The organism is Butyricimonas synergistica DSM 23225, from assembly GCF_000379665.1.
Lineage (GTDB): Bacteria > Bacteroidota > Bacteroidia > Bacteroidales > Marinifilaceae > Butyricimonas > Butyricimonas synergistica.
Genome location: NZ_KB903359.1, coordinates 1,845,387 through 1,864,012, shown reverse-complemented (window position 1 = coordinate 1,864,012; position 18,626 = coordinate 1,845,387). Strand labels below are relative to the sequence as shown.

Genomic DNA, 18,626 nt, shown 5'->3' with positions numbered 1-18,626 from the left:
TAGATTGATTTATGAATTGAAAGCATAAATCTAAAATCATGAATCAAGAATTGCAGATGGAAAAAGGTTTGTTTCACGATTTGTACAGGCAACTGGACAATCTTGATCTCCGGTCGTATTCCCCGGCGAGCTTGTCTGGATTGCTGCACGGTTACCTGACGGTGTACTCGATGGTGCGGGTGTACCCGTGGCTGGAGGGGGATTTCGGTAATCCCGGCGATGTTCACGAGCGGGCGAAGTCGATCGTCCACTTGTACCCCAGCCAGTCGCGATGTAGTGATGTTGACGCTGAAATCCGCGCGGGGTACGCTGCAGACAAGATGGATGTCTACCAATTGTACGCGGACTTGAGTTACCTTAAAAATGGTCTGGATGCGGCGTACAAGATCCTCTCGTTGCAGGGGAACGGGAAGATCGTGTTGCCTTGCCGTACGCCTAATATTTGTCGTTTGTTGTGCAACTGTTACTATTTTGCCGGCGACGAGGAGTGCGGGGAACTTGCCGGACGTCTGGTGACCGAGATGTTAGGCTACATCCGGGGAGGAAATCGGGAAGTTTTATTAGCGTGGTGGGAGGCAATTTGTTTGTATAGTGATGCGGTGGGAGCGATGATGTTGCCCGGGGAGGATTACAAACGGCTGGAGGAGGAACGGGTTCGTTTGCGGGTTAGCGTGGATCGGGAGGAGGAGAAGAAAATAGAACTTTTCCGCCAAGCGGGGCAGGATGCTGATTTCAGTCTGGTGTCGGAAGTTTTTGCGATTTTAGCGAGGAGGGAGTTCGAGAGATGTAATAAAATGGGTAATAATTATTAATACGTGATGAAAATATCAGTGGCAGGAACCGGTTATGTCGGTTTGAGTATTGCAACTTTGTTGGCACAACACAACGAGGTGACAGCCGTGGACATCGTCCCGGAACGGGTGGAACTGGTGAATAACCGGAAATCCCCGATTCAAGATGATTATATAGAGGAGTACCTGGCAACGAAACCTTTGAATCTTCGAGCCACGACGGACTGGGAAGCGGGGTACCGGGATGCCGAGTTCGTGGTGATTGCCGCCCCGACCAACTATGATAGTCAAAAAAACTTTTTTGACACTTCGGCAGTGGAGGACGTGATTGGGAAGGTGAAGCGGGTGAACCCGGGAGCCGTGATGGTGATCAAGAGCACGATCCCCGTGGGCTACACGAGAAGTGTGCGGGAGAAGTTCAGCACGCGGAACATCATTTTCGCCCCGGAATTCTTGCGGGAGAGCAAGGCGCTTTACGACAATCTCTACCCGTCGCGGATCATCGTGGGATACGATCAATCGGACAAGGAGCTGGAAGCGAAAGCGATGCGGTTTGCCGGGGTGATCAAGGAGGGGGCGATTGAGCAGAACGTGCCCGTACTGTACATGGGCAGCACGGAAGCGGAGGCGGTGAAATTGTTTGCCAACACTTATTTGGCTTTGCGGGTAAGCTATTTCAACGAGCTGGACACGTACGCCGAGTTGAAGGAGTTGAACACGCGGCAGATCATCGAGGGCGTTTGTCTTGACCCGAGGATCGGTGACCATTACAACAACCCGAGTTTCGGTTACGGCGGGTATTGCCTGCCGAAGGACACGAAACAATTGCTAGCGAACTACGCTGACGTGCCGCAGGATATGATGAGCGCTATCGTGGAGAGTAACCGCACGCGGAAGGATTTCATCGCCGACCAAGTGTTGAAGATGGCGGGTTACTACAAGTCGAACAGTGATTACGACGCTTCCCGGGAGCATGCATGCACGATCGGTGTTTACCGCCTGACGATGAAGGCGAACTCGGACAACTTCCGGCAGTCGAGCATCCAGGGGGTGATGAAGCGGGTGAAAGCCAAGGGGGCACGAGTTATCGTGCATGAACCGACACTGGAAGACGGGACGACGTTCTTCGGCAGCGAGGTGGTGAACGACCTGGAGCGTTTCAAGCGGGAGAGCCAGGCGATTATCGCCAACCGGTATGATGCCTGTCTGGATGACGTGGCGGGGAAGGTGTACACGAGGGATGTTTTCAAGAGGGATTGATAATTAAATAGATAAATGAAGGTACTTGTAACGGGATCGGCGGGTTTTATCGGTTTCCACGTGGTGAAACGCTTGTTGGAGCGGGGCGATGAAGTGGTCGGGTTGGATAACATCAACGATTATTACGACGTGAACCTGAAATACGCCCGGTTGGCGGAAACGGGGATCACGCGGGAAGATATTGAACCCGGGAAGCTGGTGCAGAGCGGGAGATACCCGTTGTACCGTTTCGTGCGGATGAACCTGGAGGACCGGGAGCGATTGCCGGAACTGTTCGCGCGGGAGAAGTTCGACCGGGTGGTCAACCTTGCCGCGCAGGCGGGAGTGCGTTACTCTCTCGAGAACCCGTTTGCCTACGTGGATAGTAACCTTGTAGGATTCGTGAATGTGCTGGAGTGTTGCCGCCATCACGGCATACAGCACCTGGTTTACGCCTCCTCGAGCAGCGTGTACGGGTCGAATGAAAAGGTACCTTTCTCGGAAGAGGACCGGGTGGACGATCCCGTGAGCCTGTACGCCGCCACGAAGAAGGCGAACGAGTTGATGGCGAGTTGTTATTCTAAACTTTACGGGATACCTGCCACGGGATTGCGGTTCTTCACGGTTTACGGTCCGTGGGGACGCCCTGACATGGCGCCGATGCTTTTCGCTAAAGCGATCATGAATGGAGAGCCGATCAAGGTGTTTAATAAAGGAGATTTGAGTAGGGATTTTACATACATAGACGATATTGTGGAGGGAGTGCTCCGGGTGCTGGATAAAGTGCCAGAAGGCAACGAGGATCATCGCCATGAGGTGTACAATATCGGTTGTTCCTCACCGGTGAAGTTGATGGATTTCATCGAGTGCCTGGAGAATGCCCTCGGCAAGAAAGCGGAGAAGATCTATTTGCCGATGCAACCGGGTGACGTTTACCGGACTTACGCTGACACGTCGAAGTTGGAACGGGAAACGGGGTACAAACCTAGGGTGACGCTGAAAGAGGGGGTTGGCGAGTTCATGGGGTGGTGGAAGAATTATTTTTTGTATTAATTTAATTCGAGTCGGGTACTTTTTTAGAGCCCTCGTAAGGGAAATTTTCTTGTTTAAGTGCTTGTAAAGAAATCTTGTAATGAAGAGATTACTTTTAGACGTGTCTGTGATACGTCCTTTGATCATAGGATTTGTTGTTATTTATCATGCTTTTATAATTTATAATGGAGGTTGGACAGAGCCTGTCGGGTTCCAACCGATTAAATGGTATGGATATATTGCAAAATTTTTTGATTCGTTTCAGATGCCAGCTATTATTTTCATATCGGGTTATGTTTACGGGTACCAGCAACTGACTCTTGGGCGTTTCGACCGTTTGAAAGATATTGTGGTGAAGAAATTTAAAAGGTTGATGCTTCCGGGTTTGTTTTTTAGCTTGATCTATTTTTGTATGTTTTACAAGTGGGAAGATTACACGATTTTATCCGGGGTGGTTAAAATATCAAGTGGAGCTGGTCACTTGTGGTTTTTGCCCATGTTATTCTGGTGTTTCGTGGCAGGAGAAATTCTCGTGAATTTGTGTTTTAAGCGATTATCCGATTATTTGAATCCAGCCGAATTTGAAAGGTTAAACGATGAATGTGGATTTGGGCTGAATATCAAATACTTATGTATTTTGATTTCTTTCCTCTTTTTGGCAATAATATCTTTGTTCCCTTGCCCATTGCCTTTCGGGTTAGGACCCGCGGCACGTTACCTGGTGTTTTTCTGGGGAGGTTTCGTGACGTGGTTGTATCATGATTGGATTGTTGAAAGAGTTTGTGATTTGAAACATGTAGTGTTAATTGTTTCATGTTTTTTATTTCTGTTCCTGTTGAGTGATTATTTTTTTATTCCGGTTAGTGAAGATAAATCTTTTGCTTGGCGTTTAATGAGACATGTGGTGAATAGAGTGGTGAGCTTGCCGGTTTCGATATCTGGTGTATGCGCTATATACTTGCTGACAAATTACGTGATTGCTAAATGTCGGGTTAGACCCGCCTCGTGGGTAATTAACGTGGGTGCAATTTGTTTCGGGGTTTATATTTATCAACAATTCATATTACAAGTGTTATATTATAAAACTTCTTTGCCTCAATTGGTGGGACCTTATTGGTTACCATGGATAGCTTGTGTTATCACGTTCATTTTTTCTATAATATTTTCTCGGTTGACGTTGAAAACACGGGTAGGTAGGTATTTAATAGGTTAAAATGGCGAGTATCACTTAAATGTGTAGATATTTCAAATATACAGATTTTAAGAAATAAGAAGGAGAAATCATTAATGGGTTATTCTAATCGTTTATTCCTTTTTAAAAGTAAAAATGTAAGAATGCTTTTAGAAAATTTTGCCTATTTATCTTTGCTTCAAGTTGCGGGTTATGTATTCCCTTTATTAACATATCCATATTTGGCAAAAGTAATAGGAGCTGAAGGATTTGGTAAAATAGCTTTTGCAGCAGCTGTTGTTATGTATTTTCAAACTATAGTAGACTGGGGATTTAATTTTACGGCGACTCGTGATATTGCCCGAAATAGAGAAGATATGAATACTATTTCTCGAATATTTTCTTGTGTGATGTGGGCAAAAATTTATATCATGTTGATGTGTTTTTGTGTATTCTTAATGTTATTATTTGTTATCCCTATTTTTTCTCAAAATAGACAGATTTTATTGTTTACTTTTTTACTAATTCCTTGTTATATATTTTTTCCAGAGTGGTTGTTTCAAGGATTGGAACGAATGAAATATATAACGATTTTTAATATTGTGTCAAAATTATTATTTACGTTATTAGTGTTTTGTGTTATTCGTAAAGAGTCAGATTATTTGTGGCAACCCTTATTGATTGCTGGAGGGTATTTGGTTTCCGGAATTTGTGCGATGCTTCTTGTGACTAAAAGGTGGGGTGTGAAATTTGTAAAACCAACTGATAAAGATATTTTTTCTACAATAAAAAATGGTTGGGATGTGTTTGTGAATCAGATATGTCCTAATTTGTATAATGCCTTTTCTGTATTATTATTGGGGATATTGGTTGGTCCGATAGCTAATGGAATTTTTGATGCTGGCTCAAAATTAGTAAATGCTTCGCAACAATTCTTTAGAGTGATTTCTAGGACATTTTTCCCTTATTTTTCTAGAAATTTGAGTAGGCACAGGCAATATGCTATAGGATACTTGTGTTTATCATTTGTTGTTTCTTGTGCTCTATTTTTTCTTGCCCCTTTATTGATGAAAATATTTTTCACAGGGGAATTTTACGAAGGAATTTGGGTTTTAAGAATTATAGCTATATCGGGTATATTTATGACATTAAACGATGTGTATGGCACGAACTATTTACTTATTGTTGGACAAGAACATTTATTAAGAAATATAACTATAGTGATTTCTGTTATTGGCTTTTGTATTTCGTTTCCTTTAATATATTTCTATAGTTTTGTGGGAGCTGCTTTGGTGATAGGAATAACCCGTAGTTTGTTGGGTAGTACAATTTTATTCTATTCCTTGAAATTGAAAAAAAAATACGTCGATCGGTAAGCGTTCCAAAATGACGTATAGCACGAAAGTTAATTAAGTTCGACTTTGCAGTTGTAATTTAAAATTGAATCTATTTTAAATATGCATTTAATTCCAAGAATAATAGGTGTTGGTACGTATGCATTGTTGCTATTTCTTGTGTATTATTTGATTCGGAGGGTAAAAGGATTATCTATTCAATTAGATATTTACACAATTGCTTTAGCTTTTATGGGTTTTTTTTATGTACCAATGAGTGGTTCAGACTTAACAAGAATAATTCCAACTATGCATGCGTATGCGAGTTTAGTTATTACAGAAGCAGAATCATGGACGATAATAATGTCAACTGGAACACCGATTGCAACCCTTTATTATCATTTTATAGGTAATTTGGGAGATGACAGATGGTTACCTTTTGTAAATGCTTTTTTGACTTTTGGATTATGTTTTGCTTTATTAAAGGCAATCTATAAAAAAATGGAAGTATCCAAAAAGGATATAGCTTTAGTTTTTCTTTTTTTTATGTCTAGAGGGCTTTTAATGATGACAATAGCGAATATTCGGACTATGCTTTCTATGGCTATTATTGCGTATTGTATTTATAAAATACTGATAGAACATAAAAAGATTATCAACTATTTTCCTTGGTTAATAGTTGCGTCATTAGTGCATACCGCAGGAATGGCTGCTGTTATGATTTTTGTTACTTATTATATTTTGAAAGGAAATGTAGGAAAGTATAGAATGTTTGCGAAGTTCGGTATGCTCTCCCTTGTGTTTGTCGTTTATATATATGGAAGTGCTTATATTCAAGCAGCTATAACAAAAGGATCAAATTATTTACGAGAATCACAAGCATCAACAGGGTATTTTTATATCTGGGAGTTTTTTTTGAGTTTAATTGTTATATTTATTACACTACATATGCTATGCTTTTATTATTTCAAAATTAATAGAATAAATAAAAAGGATACATGTAAGATAGAAAAAACTACGAGTGGGAGATTTATAGGGTTTATGGCATTTTTGACTTTGATTGATTTGTTTGCTATATTGATAGAGTTTAATATTGGTTGGCGATTGAGTTGGTTAGTGACTATTTTAGACATGCCATTGTTTTTAATAATATTTACTTCGAGATGTTATCTTAATAAGTATAAGTTAAAAGAAATCGTTTTTTTTGTGAGTCTTATTCTTTTATTAATTGCTTCTGCTAGAGGTGATTTATGTAGTTTAAAATTTGTGTAAACCGATTGAATTTTTATTGTACGTTTTAGTAAGCGTCTAAAAATGACGTATAGTAAAAAATCCTAATAAGTTCGATCTCGTTGTTGTAATTCAAAATATGTAGTTTATGTATAGCAACAGAGATTTCGAGTGATATTAATCTTATATTTTATGCGTTTAATTTTAAGATCTTTGTTGAAAATAATTCCAGATAAATATTATCTTTCAGTATTGTACTTTCGGCATTTTAAGCGAATTTTACATTGGCGGTCTCCAAAAACGTTTTCGGAAAAATTGCAGTTTTTGAAAATTTATGATCGAAGATCTGAATATACGCAAATGGTGGATAAATATGCAGTAAAGGAATATGTAGCTCAAAAAATAGGAGAAGAATATGTAATCCCTACTTTAAATGTTTGGGATAAAATTGAAGATATTGATTGGGATAATCTTCCAAATCAATTTGTGTTAAAGACTACACATGGCGGAGGAAGTAATGGAGTTATTATTTGTAGAGATAAAAGTGTGTTTAATCGTAAACTTGCGTGTGAGAGCTTGCAGAAAGCGATGTTTGCTGACATTTATATAAAATATAGAGAATGGCCATATAAAAATGTGAGAAAGCGTATTATTGCAGAAGAATATATAATGAATGAAAATTCTCAAGGCATTAGTGATTTACTAGATTATAAATTCTTTTGTTTTAATGGAAAACCTAAATATTGCCAGGTAATATCAGGAAGGAGCGCTAATATGTGTATTGATTTTTTTGACAAAGCGTGGCAGCATCAAGATTTTCATGAACCTCATAATTATCCTTTTGCGAAAAAGCTTCCACAAAAACCGTCTAATTTTAATAAAATGTGGGAGTTAGCAACGGTATTGGCGAATGGCAAACCATTTGTAAGAATTGATTTTTATAATATCAATGGTAAAATTTATTTTGGAGAAATTACATTTTTTCCGACAAGTGGTTTTGGCGGATTTGATCCGATTGAGTGGGATTATAAATTTGGTAGTATGATTGATTTGTGTTTGTATCAAAAATGATAAGAAAAGTATTAAGTTGTTTTTTTAAGATTAGATCTTTGATCCATACGAGACTATCATGTAATTCTCGGGTGAAGATAGGACGAAAAACATTAGTGTTTTATAAAAGTTCAATAATTAGTGAGGATGGAACTTGTGTGAAAATAGGTCGTAATTGTTTGATTGGTAGATCAAAATATGGCTATCATGCAGGTATGCCTTTTTATACAACAATTCTTGTTGATGAAAAGGATGCAAGTGTTGAAATTGGTGATAATTGTCGTTTAAATGGTGTATATATTCATGCAAAGAAGAAGGTGAAGATTGGTGATAATTGCGTGTTCGCATCTAATGTTAATATTATAGATAGTAATGGACATGAAACAAATTCGTTAGATAGAACGATAGGAAAAGATGAACCATTAAATATCGTTATTGGGAATAATGTTTGGATCGGTTTGAATGTTGTTATATTGAAAGGTTCGATAATTGGTGATAATAGTATAATTGCAGCTGGTTGTGTTGTTAAAGGTGTTTTTCCTGCAAATTCAATAATATCGACTAATAGGGAATATGTTGTCTCGCAATTAAAAGAATGCTAGATAAATTTCACATTATTGATATGATTAGTATGATAATTTATGAATATTTTTAATTTCAATCTAGTGATCTCTGGGTGGGACATTTGTAGAAATATGTAGACTTTCTAAAGTATAGAATAGGTGATAGATTGGAATAATTGATTTAAGCACTAAATATTTCACATTTTCAAGTTAAGGTATAAAAAGTACTTTTCAATGAGTGTGAAATTTGAATATTTGCGTAGATTCTTGTAATGAAAAATGTGTATTCTTTTAGTAAATAGCTATAGTCTAGTGCTTGCATGGGAGTTTGAAACATATTATTTAATTGATGAAAAATTATCAAAATGAAATTACAGTTTGTTTAATAGAGAATATGTATGAATATTTTGTTTTGTTCTAGTATATATGCTAATAAAGATACTGGTTTATATTGGAGTATCCCTAATCAAGTAAGAGCTCAAGGAAAATACGATAATGTTTTTTGGTATAATTTATGGATGGGAGAAACTGAAGAATGGGAAGCAACGAATTACTATTATTCATTGCAAGATTATCCAAGCGGACGTCTCAAAGATTTGCCAGCTCCTTTTGATTACCCTGATTTAGTTGTATTTGAAACAGTGTATATATTTGCTTTTAAAGCAATAGTCTTTGATGTTTGGAAAAAGAATATACCATATATTATTATTCCTAGAAGTTCTTTAACAGCTCCTGCCCAAAAAATTAAACCTGTAAAAAAATGGATCGGAAATTTGCTATTCTTTGGGAAATTTGCGAGAAAAGCACTTGCAATACAGTATTTGACGGAAAATGAATATAAAGAATCTGGTGATAAGTGGAACAAAAATCATGTTATTATTGGTAATGGAATAACTCTCCCTTCTAATAGAAAAGAGGTCTTTTCACAAAAAGGATTAAAAGGAGTATTCATCGGACGTTTGACTTTATATCATAAAGGTCTTGATTTGTTGGTTGAGGCATGTAATGAAGTGCAAGATAAACTACGTAAAGCTGGGTGTTCAATTCATATATATGGTCAAGATAGAGAAGGTGTAATTGAATATTTAGATAATTATGTGCGTAAAAAGCATTTGGATGATATTGTCTTTTATCATTATGGTGCTGTATTTGGGACAGAGAAAGAAAAAGTATTGTTAGATAATGATTTTTTTATTTTGACGTCGCGTTTAGAGGGACATCCGATGGCATTAATTGAAGCTTTATCTTATGGTTTACCTTGTTTGGTTACGCAAGGTTCTAATATGCGGGAGGAAATAGAGAATGTAGATGCTGGCTGGGGTGCCGAAGTGAATATTGATAGTATTGCGAAAGGATTGTTGAAAATTTTGTCAGAAAAAGCATTGTTAGATTTTAAAAGTAAGAATGCCATTGTTTTAGCAGAAAGGTATAATTGGGATAGATTGGCTTTGAGAGCTCATAGAGAGTACGAAATGTTATTAAAGATTAGATGATTATGGTATGGGTAAATTATAATCATGTGCTTGTAAATAAATCTATTATAAATTCGAATTTGAATTTTGATGAAATGTACCACCTTTTGCGTACAGAAAATGTATTCATGGCAAAGTATATAACTGATTTTGACATGAAATCACCAACAGAATGGTGGTATGTTATTAAAGATGATAAGATAGATTTATCTAAAATGAAATCTAAATACCGTAATGAAATTAATAAAGGGTTAAATAATGCAACTACTAGAAGAATAAATAAACGTGAATTTAAGGATGAAATTCATCAATTATTTATGAAAGTTATGAAAAAACGTAGCCAACATAAAGATAGAAATTTGGAAAGTATGTTTGTGGATAGATTTGAGGATCCAAATGAATTAATTGAATGGTGGGGCGTATTTCTTAATGATAATGATAAATTAGTAGCTTTTGCGATAGTTGATTCTTATGAAGAGTATGTGGATTTAAGAGAGTTTTTCTTTGACTATGATTATTTAAGGTATCATATAAGTAATTCGCTTGTGTATACTTTGTGTGTTTATTATTTAAATGAAAAAAATAAACGTTTTATCTCTGATGGAGAGCGTTCCATAAATCATCCGACAAGTATACAAGATTATTTGATAAGGACTTTCGGGTTTAGAAAAGCTTATTGCACTCTACATCTTGTTTATAAAAATACTGTAATCAGAAATATAGTTTCCTTTTTGTGGAAAGTTCGGAATGTGTTGCTATTTCTTAACAAATCCTCTTTAGGTAAACAAATAAATGCATTAATGAAATTAGAAACCATATATAGATCATTTAAATGATTCATTTAGCAGGAGATATTAATTTAACGGATGGCTTTTTTGATACAGGTTTCGGAGTCGGAACGAGTTTGACGAAAGGAAATGATCCATACATGCATTTAAATCGAAGTGATAACGATGTTTGGATTGGAAATTTTGAAGGCGTTTGTGCAAATTTCTCGGATAAGGAAGGAATATATAAACGGCAATTTTTGATAGCTCCTCAATATTTGGCTCGTGTAAAACATTTTGATTATTATGGCGTGGCAAATAATCATGTAATGCAGCATGGGAAAGAAGCTTACAGGGAGATGCTTCAAAATCTTGCTGGATTTGGGTGTGGTATATTTGGAGATAATATTCAAAGAAGTGTAATATTTGAACATCAAAGTAAAAAGGTTTGTGTACTTGCGTTTTCTGAGCGTCCCGAAAATTTTTCGAAAGAACCGTTATATTGGTATTGTCCGGAGTATTTGGAGATACAAAAAGAATACCAGAAAATTTCAGATAGTGATTTCAAAATAGCTTATATTCATTGGGGAAATGAATTTATAGATAGACCTTATGAAGAGCAAAAAAGATTTGCTCATTGGTTGGTAGATTTAGGTTTTGATTTGATTGTAGGAATGCATCCGCATTTGTTGCAAGGTTTTGAATGTTATAAAGATAAATATATATTTTATTCCATAGGAAACTTTGTTTTTAATATGGCATGGGAGCCATTAAGATATTCTTGTGTAGTAAATGTGGATTTGGGAAAAAGTGAACCATTAATTTCGTATCGTTATATTCATATTGGAGAGGATTTCTTCCCAAAGCAAGTTGAAATATGTCAAGTTCCGGAAAAATATAGATTTGAATATCTGAATAGCCTGTTACGTGATGGCGTTGCTAATGAAATTTACTATAATATGGTGTTTCAACGAATGAAAAAATATAGGAGGAATAATTGGAAAAACTTCATTGGCAACATAGGTCGTTTTAAATCTCAGGATATACAGGCTATCGTTCGTGATTTTGTGTATAGAAGAATAAAGAAATAATTTTAATGCTACATCGATTAATTTATTATTTAGGGATGCTCAAAAGGAATCCTTCTCTATTGAATTATTATAATTTTTTGAAAGAATCTGATTTTTGGGCATTAGACAAGTTACAGAAATATCAATTGGAAAAAGCAAAAGTTTTTTTACAATTTGCGTATGAGCATTCTGCTTTTTATAAAGAATTGTTTGATAAAGTCGGATTTAATGCACGGGAAATCACAAGTATTGATGATATAAAAGTATTACCAATTATTGATAAAGATACTCTTTTAAGAGAAAATAGAAGGATACAGTCGGATTATCATTTTAAAAAGCTTTTTTTTTCAGAGACCTCAGGAACTACGGGGCAAGTCTTGAAATTTTATAGAAATGAGGAATGGGAATCGGGACATCGGGCTGCAATGTTTAGGGGGTATCATTGGTATGGTGTGAAATTTTGGGAAAAAAACGGTTATTTCTGGGGATATAATATAGATAAAAAACAAAAGTGTAAAGTTGCTTTTCTTGATTTCTTACAGAATCGTTTTAGGATGTTCTCGTACAGCAAAGAAGAGTTGAAATGTTTTATAAAAAGGTTGAAAAGGGCAACGTATTTGGAGGGATATTCTTCAATGATTTACGAAACGGCAAAAATGGTGAATCAGTTATCTGAGAGGAAGAATAATTTTAAGTTGAAAATGGTGAAAGGAACTTCAGAGAAAATTTACGAAAGTTATCAAAAGGAAGTTCAAAATGCATTTGGTGTAAAAATGATTAGTGAATACGGTTCCACGGAATCAGGTATTATAGCATACGAATGTCCAGAAGGAGGGAATATGCATATTTGTATGGAAAATGTTATCGTGGAAGAGGTAAATGGTGAAATTGTCGTAACAAATTTGTTGTCGTATTCATTTCCAATTATTCGCTATAAGTTAGGTGATTATGTGAAACTTGCGGATAAGACCTTTAGATGTAAATGTGGTAGGGAGCATCCTGTTATATTGGATATTTTGGGGCGTGTGGGTAAATGTATAAAAGGGTATATGCAACAATATCCTAGCTTGATGTTTTATTATGTGTTCAAGAATATTGCACTGACTACAGGTATTTCTTTAAATTATCAAGCGATACAAAGAGAGGTAGGAAAGATTGATTTAAAAATAGAACAAAATCAACCGGAATATCAATATATATTGCAGCGAGAGTTAGATAAATACTTTAAAAAAGATATTGATTTTGAGATTGCTTGGGGACAAACATTGCATACTTGGAATGGTAAGCTGCGTGATTTTATTTCAGAATTAGATTGAGAGTTCTTTTATGGAAGATTTAGTTTCTATTATAATGCCATCTTATAATTCTTCTCGTTTTATAGGGGAGTCAATATCGTCAGTGTTGAAGCAAAGTTATACGAATTGGGAGTTATTAATTGTAGATGATTGTTCGCAAGATGATTCAATTGAGGTTGTAAATCGATATGTAGAGAAAGATTGTAGAGTAAAATTAATTTCATTGACATGTAACGTTGGGGCGGCAAAAGCTAGAAATGTCGCATTAGAAACAGCCAAGGGAAGATTTATTGCTTTTTTAGATAGTGATGATATTTGGCGAGATGATAAATTAGAATATCAAGTAAGCTATATGTTAGAACGTAATATTCCTTTTTCTTTTTCAAGTTATGACATAATGAAAGAAGATGGAGTAAAATTGAATAAAATAGTAAAAGTTCCTTTTAAACTTTCATATAGCCATTATTTGCGTAATACTATTATTGGTTGTCTTACGGTTGTAATCGATAGAAACGTTGTCGGTGATTTTAGGATGCCTATAATCAGAAGTAGTCATGATATGGCTTTGTGGTTGTTAATAATGAAACGAGGTTTTGAGGCGTATGGGATAGAGGAGTGTTTGGCTACTTATAGAATTGTTGCAACTTCTAATACTTCTAAAAAGTGGAAAGCGGCAAAAGATGTATGGAAAGTCTATCGTAATATAGAGCATTTATCTATTTTTTATTCAATGTATTGTTTCTGTGGATATGCATTTAATGCGATATATAAAAGGGTGATATGATGTTGTGATTGCAACGATGTAATATAGAGCATATCTTTTTATTATGTTTTTGAAAGAGATATTTGACCGTTTTATGGCATTGTTCGGGTTATTTATGTTATGGCTTGTATTATTGGTTGTGGCGATTTTAATTCGAGTGAAGATGCCGGGTGGACCTGTGATATTCAAACAAAAACGAGTCGGAAAAGACGGGAGGTTATTCACTATGTACAAGTTTAGGAGTATGACAGTGGGGCATGGAGGTTCGTCGGTGTCTGTGGCGGGAGAGAGCCGGATTACCCCGTTTGGGGCGGTGTTGAGAAAGTATAAGTTAGACGAGTTGCCGGAGTTGTGGAACGTGTTGAAAGGAGAGATGAGTTTCGTGGGTCCTCGTCCTGATGTTCCGGGATACGTGGATTGTTTGACCGGGGAGGGGCGGGAGGTGTTGAAGTTGAAACCGGGGATCACGGGACCCGCGAGTTTGAAATATCGTAACGAGGAAGAGCTGTTAGCCAAGGTAGAGAATCCTCAAAAGTATAATGATGAAGTGATTTTTCCGGATAAGGTAAGGATTAATTTGAATTATTTGCATCATTGGAGTTTTTGGTTGGACGTGAAAATTATCATTTACACGATTATCAGAAAAGATTTGGAAGAAGAATTTTTGAAATAGTATTATGAAAGATAGAATTTGGCTTTCTCTCGCTCACATGGGTGGACGGGAGCAGGAGTTTATACGCGAAGCGTTTGACACGAATTGGGTGGTTCCGCTGGGACCGAACGTGAACGCTTTTGAAAAATCTCTTCGGGATTTTTTGATTGAAGATGGAAAATTGAAAGTTGAAAATGAAGGGAAACAGGTGGTGGCATTGAGTGCTGGTACGGCGGCGTTGCACCTGGGGTTGATTTTGCTGGGAGTGAGAGAGGGTGACGAGGTGATTTGCCAGAGTTTCACGTTTTCGGCTTCGGCTAACCCGATTGTTTACCAGGGGGCGACACCCGTGTTCGTGGATAGCGAGGCGGATACCTGGAACATAGACCCGGTGCTACTGGAGGAGGCGATCAAGGATAGACTGGAGAAAACGGGACGGTTGCCAAAGGCGATTATCCCGGTGCACTTGTACGGTATGCCGGGGAAACTGGACGAGATTCTGGAGGTAGCCTCGAGATACGGGATACCCGTGCTGGAGGATTCGGCAGAGGCGTTGGGTTCGGAGTACAAGGGACGGAAATGCGGGACGTTCGGGGAGTACGCGGCGTTGTCTTTTAACGGGAACAAGATCATCACGACGTCGGGTGGCGGGGCTTTGGTTTGCCCTTGTGAAGAACGGGCGAAACGAGCATTGTTTTACGCCACGCAGGCGAGAGAACAGGCGCCGCATTACCAGCACGAGAAGATCGGGTATAATTACCGGATGAGTAATATATGCGCGGGAATCGGGCGAGGACAGATGCTCGTGCTGGAAGAGCACGTGAGGAGAAGGCGGGAGATTCATGATTTGTACGTGCGGTTGTTGAAGGAGGTGAAGGGAGTGCGGGTGATGTGCCAGCCGGGGGGAGGAGATTTTAATTCAAATTACTGGTTGACATGTATCACGGTGGAGCCGGGAGAGGCGGGGGTCACGCGGGAAGACGTGAGGTTGGCGTTGGAGGCGGATAATATAGAGAGCCGCCCGTTGTGGAAGCCGATGCACTTGCAGCCGGTGTTCAAGGATGCGCCGTTTTACGGGAACGGGACGAGCGAGCGGTTGTTCGAGGTGGGGTTGTGCTTGCCGTCGGGACCGATGTTGACGGATCAGGATATTGAACGGGTGGCGCAAGTCATTAAACAATTGAAAATTGAGGGTTGAAAATTGGAAATGATGAAAGTTGAGGATATGCCTCGGGAAAAGAGTTCCCGGGGCTTTTTGTTTTATAATATTAAATTGAAATTTTTATGATTGAAAAGTTAGAAAACGCGAGATTGTTCTCTTGGTTAGAGGAAACTCGTGGCGAAATGGCAAGAGCCGAAATTGAGGCAATGGTGCGGGAGTTCATGATGGATTTGAAGGGCTGGATTCGTGAGGAACAGGATTACGAGGTGGTGTGTCGAGGGTTGGAGAGTGTTCATATCCGGTTACAAGTTTTGGACGAGGTGATTCGAACTACTGGCGTGACGGGGAAAAAAAGAAGTAGCGGGTTGGTGCGTGCGTGCCGTATTGTGGTACGTGGAGGTCGAGATCCGGCTGGTTCACAAGAGATTGGTGCATCCGGAATGGTTTGTTAGGCGTTCGGATGATTTTCCACTTGTTATCTGGAGATCGGGGAATGCTAAAATGGAAATCGCCGAGATGGCGTTAGGAATTTGTTTGGCAAAAGTGCTGTGGACTCCAAAGGGGATGTTGATGGAGTATAACGACATAATTCGGCTTGCAGAACAGATTTTTGGGATAAAGCTTCCGAATCACGGTGAATTGAAACGGGACGTGTTAAAGAGAAAAAAGGATTTAGTGGTGTTCCTGAATAGATTGATATTTTTGATAGAACAGGCACGAGATGAAAAAGATGCTTGATAAGCGTTAGCGTTTAGGTGGAGCAATGATTTAAATACTAGGGCAACCGCATCAAATCCGAGGTAGTTGTCGGACTTGCTACTTAATACTAAGATTTGATGCGGTTGCCCTGATTTCAAGAGGAAAGAGACGTTTGAAATTTGGGAATGTTTGTGTACTTTCGCTCATGGATTCATGATTATAGTACAGCCGATTTGCGTCACGCAATAAATGATTACTTTTTTTGATTTTGTGGTTGTATCGTGTAACTTTTCTACAATAATCGCATTTATAATTTATCGTATGGGATTTTATTTGTACCTTTGCACCATACAATAGATAAAATCAACGATTATGATTGCAGAGTTCAACATTGAGAATTTTTTCTCCATTAAGTCGGTTCAGAAAATCAGTTTTGAGCCATTGGCAGATACTTTTATGTCTGATGAGTATTCGTATGAAGTTAAGGAAGGGGTAAGATTGCTGAAAGTGGGCATCATCTATGGTGCCAACGCTTCCGGAAAAACGAATATATTAAATGCCATCGAATTTTTCAAGATGCTGGTTTTGAGAATGCCTAAAGACCGGACTGAGAAAACCGGGGTTGTCCCTTTCATGTTGGATGACACTTCGAGGAATGAAAGAACTAAGATGTCAATGATATTCTATATCAATCAGTCGAAGTACATCCTCAGTTTTGAATTGGATGTAAAGCATATCTATTCCGAGACATTGATTGTTTATGATTCCATTCGCCCTACCAAACTGTATAACCGAAGTTATGATGCCGCGACAGATTCCACGACCATTGACTTTGGTGTAAATCTGAAAATGACAAAAAAAAGCCAAGATGTGATTTCCGGTAACACGATCAATAATTGCAGTGTGCTTGCCGCATTTGGCAAAAGCAACGTGGAACGTACCAAGCTGAATGATGTGTACGATTATTTTGCCAAACAGGTAAAAGATGTACTGGCTCCCGGTATGCTACTTTCGGGATATGTCAAATCACGATTGGATAAAGACGAGGCAGGAGATTTGAAGAAATTCATTTTAAATTTCCTGAAAGCGTCAGATTTCAATATAGAAGATGTGGTATTACACGAAGAGGAAGAACTGATTACCCCTGAATTGGAACAACTGATTCAGAATGTCCCTATTGATAAAGACGCAAAGGCAGAAATGCTTAGAAAGGGTAAAATTACAAATACGGAACTGACCTTCAAGCATAAGGCAGGCGATAAAGTATATGATTTATCGGAAGAATACGAGTCCAATGGCACCATGAGGTTCTTGGGAATGGCTGTAATACTGAATTTCCTGTTAAAGACCAATCGGTTTGTGTCCATTGATGAAGTGGAGACAAGTATTCATTATGAACTGCTGGCTTATTTTATAAAAGTATTTTTGGCAAACAGCGACGGAACATCCCAAATGCTCCTGACAACGTATGACATTAATCTTCTCAACGAGGATTTTATTCGCCGTGATACTATATGGTTTACCGACAAAGACGAACTTGGTGAAACAAAAATTGTGCGCCTGTCTTCTTTGGGGCTACACAAGAATCTTTCCCCGTATAATGCCTATAAGCAGGGGAAATTGGTAAAGTTGCCGTTCTTGGGTAGCCTGTATATCAACCTAAATGACTAATGATATGGGGCGGACTGTAACAAAAAGTATCGCCATCATAGGCGAAGGAGAGACTGAATGGTTTTATTTCGACTCTCTAAGGATTGCGTGCCGCTATCCTTTCAAGGTTGCTCCGGATTTTCCGCAACATAGCGACATCAATCATATTCTGAAATTGGTTGAGTCATATATGAACAAGCAATATGACTTTATTGTATGCCTGTTTGATATGGACAGGTTATATCAATATCCTTCCGAAATGCAGCTGTATCAGCGGGCAAAGAAGAAATATGCTGCAAAGAAATATGCCGGAAAGGTGATGTTTGTAGAAACGAATCCATGCACGGAGTTTTGGTTTCTACTACATTTTTTGCCTAATGTGGTTTGTCGGCGATATGAGAGTTACGATCAACTGCTTCCCGAATTACAGAAATATATGCCGGGGTATGAAAAGACAAAACGATATTTCATACGCACCAACCTCTATAAATATCTGACAGAGAATGGAGATTTAGAACGAGCGATATTAAATTCCGAAAAGTTGTGCCAACTCTGTAAGGAATCTCCGGAAGATTTGAAGGCGTACTCGGAGATTTATAAAGCAATAATGCTTCTTAATGCTTTGATTACAATGTAGTTGTAAAAAGAATGGCTGCTGTAGATTTCGTTGGAAAACAGAAAGTATC

The 18,626-nt window shown here is 38.1% G+C and carries 19 protein-coding genes; all 19 read left to right on the top strand.

Translation table 11 applies throughout. The features are described 5' to 3' along the window. Positions 1–38: 38 nt before the first annotated feature. The 19 genes from A3CY_RS0108190 (at position 39) to A3CY_RS0108095 (ending at position 18,577) form a co-directional block, all read left to right on the top strand. A complete protein-coding gene (locus tag A3CY_RS0108190) occupies positions 39–812 on the top strand; it encodes a hypothetical protein (RefSeq protein WP_018337427.1) in 774 nt (257 codons plus the stop codon). Positions 813–818: 6 nt separating this feature from the next. Further along, on the top strand, positions 819–2,051 hold the full coding sequence (locus A3CY_RS0108185) for a nucleotide sugar dehydrogenase (protein WP_018337426.1): 1,233 nt from the start codon (positions 819–821) through the stop codon (positions 2,049–2,051). A gap of 15 nt (positions 2,052–2,066) precedes the next feature. Then, the gene (locus A3CY_RS0108180) at positions 2,067–3,083 is read left to right on the top strand and encodes an NAD-dependent epimerase (protein ID WP_018337425.1); all 1,017 of its coding nucleotides are present in this window, start codon (positions 2,067–2,069) and stop codon (positions 3,081–3,083) included. A gap of 79 nt (positions 3,084–3,162) precedes the next feature. Beyond that, a complete protein-coding gene (locus A3CY_RS0108175) occupies positions 3,163–4,275 on the top strand; it encodes an acyltransferase family protein (RefSeq protein ID WP_018337424.1) in 1,113 nt (370 codons plus the stop codon). A 122-nt stretch (positions 4,276–4,397) separates the two neighbouring features. Beyond that, positions 4,398–5,609, top strand: coding sequence for a flippase (locus tag A3CY_RS0108170; RefSeq protein WP_240388132.1), 1,212 nt, complete (start codon positions 4,398–4,400; stop codon positions 5,607–5,609). Between the two features lie 81 nt (positions 5,610–5,690). Continuing rightward, on the top strand, positions 5,691–6,839 hold the full coding sequence (locus tag A3CY_RS0108165) for an EpsG family protein (RefSeq protein WP_018337422.1): 1,149 nt from the start codon (positions 5,691–5,693) through the stop codon (positions 6,837–6,839). Between the two features lie 150 nt (positions 6,840–6,989). After that, complete coding sequence (locus A3CY_RS20565) at positions 6,990–7,868, top strand: ATP-grasp fold amidoligase family protein (protein WP_071595967.1); 879 nt, start codon at positions 6,990–6,992, stop codon at positions 7,866–7,868. A 71-nt stretch (positions 7,869–7,939) separates the two neighbouring features. Beyond that, a complete protein-coding gene (locus tag A3CY_RS20560; protein WP_169503588.1) occupies positions 7,940–8,449 on the top strand; it encodes an acyltransferase in 510 nt (169 codons plus the stop codon). 359 nt (positions 8,450–8,808) lie between these two features. Continuing rightward, positions 8,809–9,903, top strand: coding sequence for a glycosyltransferase family 4 protein (locus A3CY_RS0108150; RefSeq protein ID WP_018337419.1), 1,095 nt, complete (start codon positions 8,809–8,811; stop codon positions 9,901–9,903). 107 nt (positions 9,904–10,010) lie between these two features. Next, the gene (locus A3CY_RS0108145; RefSeq protein ID WP_155828220.1) at positions 10,011–10,718 is read left to right on the top strand and encodes a hypothetical protein; all 708 of its coding nucleotides are present in this window, start codon (positions 10,011–10,013) and stop codon (positions 10,716–10,718) included. Next, complete coding sequence (locus A3CY_RS0108140) at positions 10,715–11,740, top strand: CapA family protein (protein WP_018337417.1); 1,026 nt, start codon at positions 10,715–10,717, stop codon at positions 11,738–11,740. The genes A3CY_RS0108145 and A3CY_RS0108140 overlap by 4 nt, the downstream gene beginning before the upstream one ends. 77 nt (positions 11,741–11,817) lie before the next feature. Further along, positions 11,818–13,035 (top strand): phenylacetate--CoA ligase family protein, encoded by a 1,218-nt coding sequence (locus tag A3CY_RS0108135; protein WP_155828219.1) that lies wholly within the window; start codon positions 11,818–11,820, stop codon positions 13,033–13,035. Between the two features lie 10 nt (positions 13,036–13,045). Continuing rightward, entirely contained in the window at positions 13,046–13,798 is a 753-nt protein-coding gene (locus A3CY_RS0108130; RefSeq protein WP_040371316.1) for a glycosyltransferase family 2 protein, read from the top strand. A 43-nt stretch (positions 13,799–13,841) separates the two neighbouring features. Next, a complete protein-coding gene (locus A3CY_RS0108125; RefSeq protein WP_018337414.1) occupies positions 13,842–14,450 on the top strand; it encodes a sugar transferase in 609 nt (202 codons plus the stop codon). Between the two features lie 4 nt (positions 14,451–14,454). Then, a complete protein-coding gene (locus A3CY_RS0108120) occupies positions 14,455–15,627 on the top strand; it encodes a DegT/DnrJ/EryC1/StrS family aminotransferase (RefSeq protein ID WP_026207447.1) in 1,173 nt (390 codons plus the stop codon). 86 nt (positions 15,628–15,713) lie between these two features. Further along, entirely contained in the window at positions 15,714–16,043 is a 330-nt protein-coding gene (locus tag A3CY_RS0108110; RefSeq protein ID WP_018337412.1) for a hypothetical protein, read from the top strand. Then, positions 15,964–16,329, top strand: a complete 366-nt coding sequence (locus A3CY_RS23100) for a hypothetical protein (RefSeq protein ID WP_148375395.1) — start codon at positions 15,964–15,966, stop codon at positions 16,327–16,329. Before A3CY_RS0108110 ends, A3CY_RS23100 begins: the two co-directional genes overlap by 80 nt. A gap of 333 nt (positions 16,330–16,662) precedes the next feature. Beyond that, the gene (locus A3CY_RS0108100) at positions 16,663–17,961 is read left to right on the top strand and encodes an AAA family ATPase (RefSeq protein WP_018337410.1); all 1,299 of its coding nucleotides are present in this window, start codon (positions 16,663–16,665) and stop codon (positions 17,959–17,961) included. A 4-nt stretch (positions 17,962–17,965) separates the two neighbouring features. Beyond that, positions 17,966–18,577, top strand: coding sequence for an RloB family protein (locus A3CY_RS0108095; protein WP_026207446.1), 612 nt, complete (start codon positions 17,966–17,968; stop codon positions 18,575–18,577). The last annotated feature ends 49 nt before the right edge of the window (positions 18,578–18,626 follow it).